This is a genomic window from Lyngbya sp. CCY1209, assembly GCF_035615495.1.
GTDB lineage: Bacteria > Cyanobacteriota > Cyanobacteriia > Cyanobacteriales > Microcoleaceae > Limnospira.
The window spans coordinates 1-2,432 of the sequence record NZ_JAJENU010000549.1 but is presented as its reverse complement, the minus strand read 5'-3'; the positions used below and the strand labels follow the sequence as shown (position 1 = coordinate 2,432).

The following is a 2,432-nucleotide window of genomic DNA, read 5'->3' as shown; positions in this document are numbered from 1 at the left end:
TTGGGGTGCGATCGCGCTCACCAAATGGTAGGGGCCAGCCTCTGCGCTTGCCCGAAAATCTCAAATGGTGGCAACCGGGAATCTCAAATGGTGGCAACCGTATCAGGTAGCCCCCACAGGTAATAAATAATCAGAGTTGAGGGTGGGGATTGAATTTTGTGCGATCGCATCCTCCCAAACACACATCCCCACACCCCAACTCCAGAAAATTTCGAGCCTCTAAGCACGGGGTTTCCAACCCAAATTTCCGATGAGATATGAGTGCATTTTGGGTGTACGGAGTAGCACACACAGTTGATGGATTGGCTGCAATCGCTACCGGGTAAGGGATGAGAGGAAATGGAGCATATGGGAATCGAACCCATGTCCAGAACGAGTATTGACGCCTTGATCGTTCACAAGCTTAGTCCATCTGACCCTCTGGACGGGAACCGCCTATTATCCCTGACGGCAGGATTCTCTGGTAAAGTCTTTTCCGATGTGGTGACCAGAGGCACTTAATCGGAGCATCCGTTGGGGTTTAACCCACAGTCCTTAACGGAGTCAAACTGCGAGTGCTCGAACCTAAAGGAGGTGTTCGTTAGGCAACAGCGGCCTTAACGCGAGCGAAAGGAACAATGTTGTTCGCAATTACAATTTGTTTGAGCCTTGTATTTTCGAGAGGAGACTCACTCTCGGCTTGCATCACAAGGTCGGTTTCCTCATCCTGTCGAAACCAGTAATGCCCCTTGCTTATCTACTATGGTATATGGCAATTTGGCGTTCGTCAAGGGGGGGGCGGGGAAAGTCACGCACTCACGCATTCAAAAATTCTATAGACGATTTCCGACTCCCCACTCCCCATTTCAACAGCCGCCGAGGGAGTTTAGCCCGGGTTTTGACGGTTTCGCGGGGCATTTCCGAGGCGATCGCGCTCGCACTTCAGATAGATCGCCGAACCCCGCCAATGCTTCAAGAACGCCGGTTCCGCTTCCGGCCGCGGCTCAATCCCAACCCCGCCGCGGTGGCGAGGATCGCCCCCAAACTTCCGGGTTCCGGTACGGCTGTCGCCTGAGCCTGGAGTCGCAGGGTGAAGGTTCCGGTTCCACTGCTGGCGTCGAAGGTTTGCCAATTGGCAATATTGCCGATCAGGAGGGAGTAGTTGAGATTGAGGTTGGCCAGATCTTCGATGGGTCCTTCAAAGGGGTCAAAGGCGGTGGCTTGCATTTTGAATCGTTTGCCGCTCTGGCGATCGCTGTCGCAGGCTACCTCCCCGGCAGCCCGGAACTTTACAAAATCAAATCAACCCATGTTAAAGGGGTATTGGAACCGGATTTCAGGGCGCGGGGCTCTCGGGCTGAGGCGTGAGCCGATGACCCCGGGATCGGAGTGTAACAAAACGAGTTTTCAAATATCCGTAATTGTACGTTTATACTGTCGAACCACCCAAATTTGAACGGGTAAAATACGCAGATAATGCCAGCGTGTCAGTCAAAAATCGAACTCGATTCGTCACCCATCAAGTTCGATTGATGGGTGGTGAAACAGATCGCCAGTATCGCTCTCGGAAAATACGGATAAATTCCGGGCTACCTTTATCAAATCAAAAATATTTTGAAGCCGAGGTAAAATATTTCGATTTCCATAGACAAATTCACTAAAATTATATCAAAATAGAGTTAGCGATTCAACCCTCGAATCAATCCTCAATTGATAAATCGGTGCATTTTACTGAACTAATTAACTCAATTTTTGGAGGGAAAGACTCATGAAATCTCGACTGGTCGCAGCATTAACCGCTATCGCCGCCACTGCCACTCTCGCCGGTTCCGCCACGGCGGGCACGATTAAAGGTGCAGATACAGAATTCAAAGGACTGATTGACGAAGGCGTTTTTCAACCCTACATCCACACGGAATATCAAGGCCTCGACCCGGAATTCGTCGCCGCTCACCAACTCGACATCAGCCAACTGACATTTGCCTTCGATCACGAAGTCAGAGTCCATTTTATCAGCGAAGGCGCATGGTATCGGAACCAACTGGGAGTTCGCTCCACGGGGACCACGGCCATGTCTGATACAATTCTGTTTGATGACATTGTTTGTTTGACGGACAGTTGCTCGACCTACACGGGCTATCGAAATTCCGGCTCCGATCCGAGCGATCGCCCCCTGCAAGCCGGCGATTATGTCAGCTTGGGGGTGGTTGAAGCGGGGACGACGCTGGATTTCTTCCTCAACCAAGACGGTTACGAGAGAAGGACGAGAGTTTGAAAGCCACGTCTTTTTAAAGCGTGGATGAAAAACGAACGGCGACTGAAGTCGCCTTGAAAAAAAATCAAAAAGGTTGTTATTTTTAAACTTTTAATGCTATCATGTTATCCGAGGCTAAAACGATAAGACTATGCTGGTTTATGAGATGAAATTAGAAGGAGAAAAAGCCCAATACGAA

General features: G+C 50.0%; 2 protein-coding genes and 1 other RNA gene. 1 reads left to right on the top strand and 2 read right to left on the bottom strand.

What is annotated here, in order from left to right; translation table 11 throughout:
* Nucleotides 1–337: 337 nt before the first annotated feature.
* Nucleotides 338–728, bottom strand: a transfer-messenger RNA (tmRNA) gene (ssrA, locus tag LKE08_RS19130).
* Nucleotides 729–951: 223 nt separating this feature from the next.
* The gene (locus LKE08_RS19125; RefSeq protein ID WP_324705849.1) at nucleotides 952–1,206 is read right to left on the bottom strand and encodes a PEP-CTERM sorting domain-containing protein; all 255 of its coding nucleotides are present in this window, start codon (nucleotides 1,204–1,206) and stop codon (nucleotides 952–954) included.
* A gap of 541 nt (nucleotides 1,207–1,747) precedes the next feature.
* Between LKE08_RS19125 and LKE08_RS19120 the strand changes: the two genes are divergently transcribed.
* Nucleotides 1,748–2,254, top strand: a complete 507-nt coding sequence (locus LKE08_RS19120; protein ID WP_324705848.1) for a PEP-CTERM sorting domain-containing protein — start codon at nucleotides 1,748–1,750, stop codon at nucleotides 2,252–2,254.
* Nucleotides 2,255–2,432 lie beyond the last annotated feature (178 nt).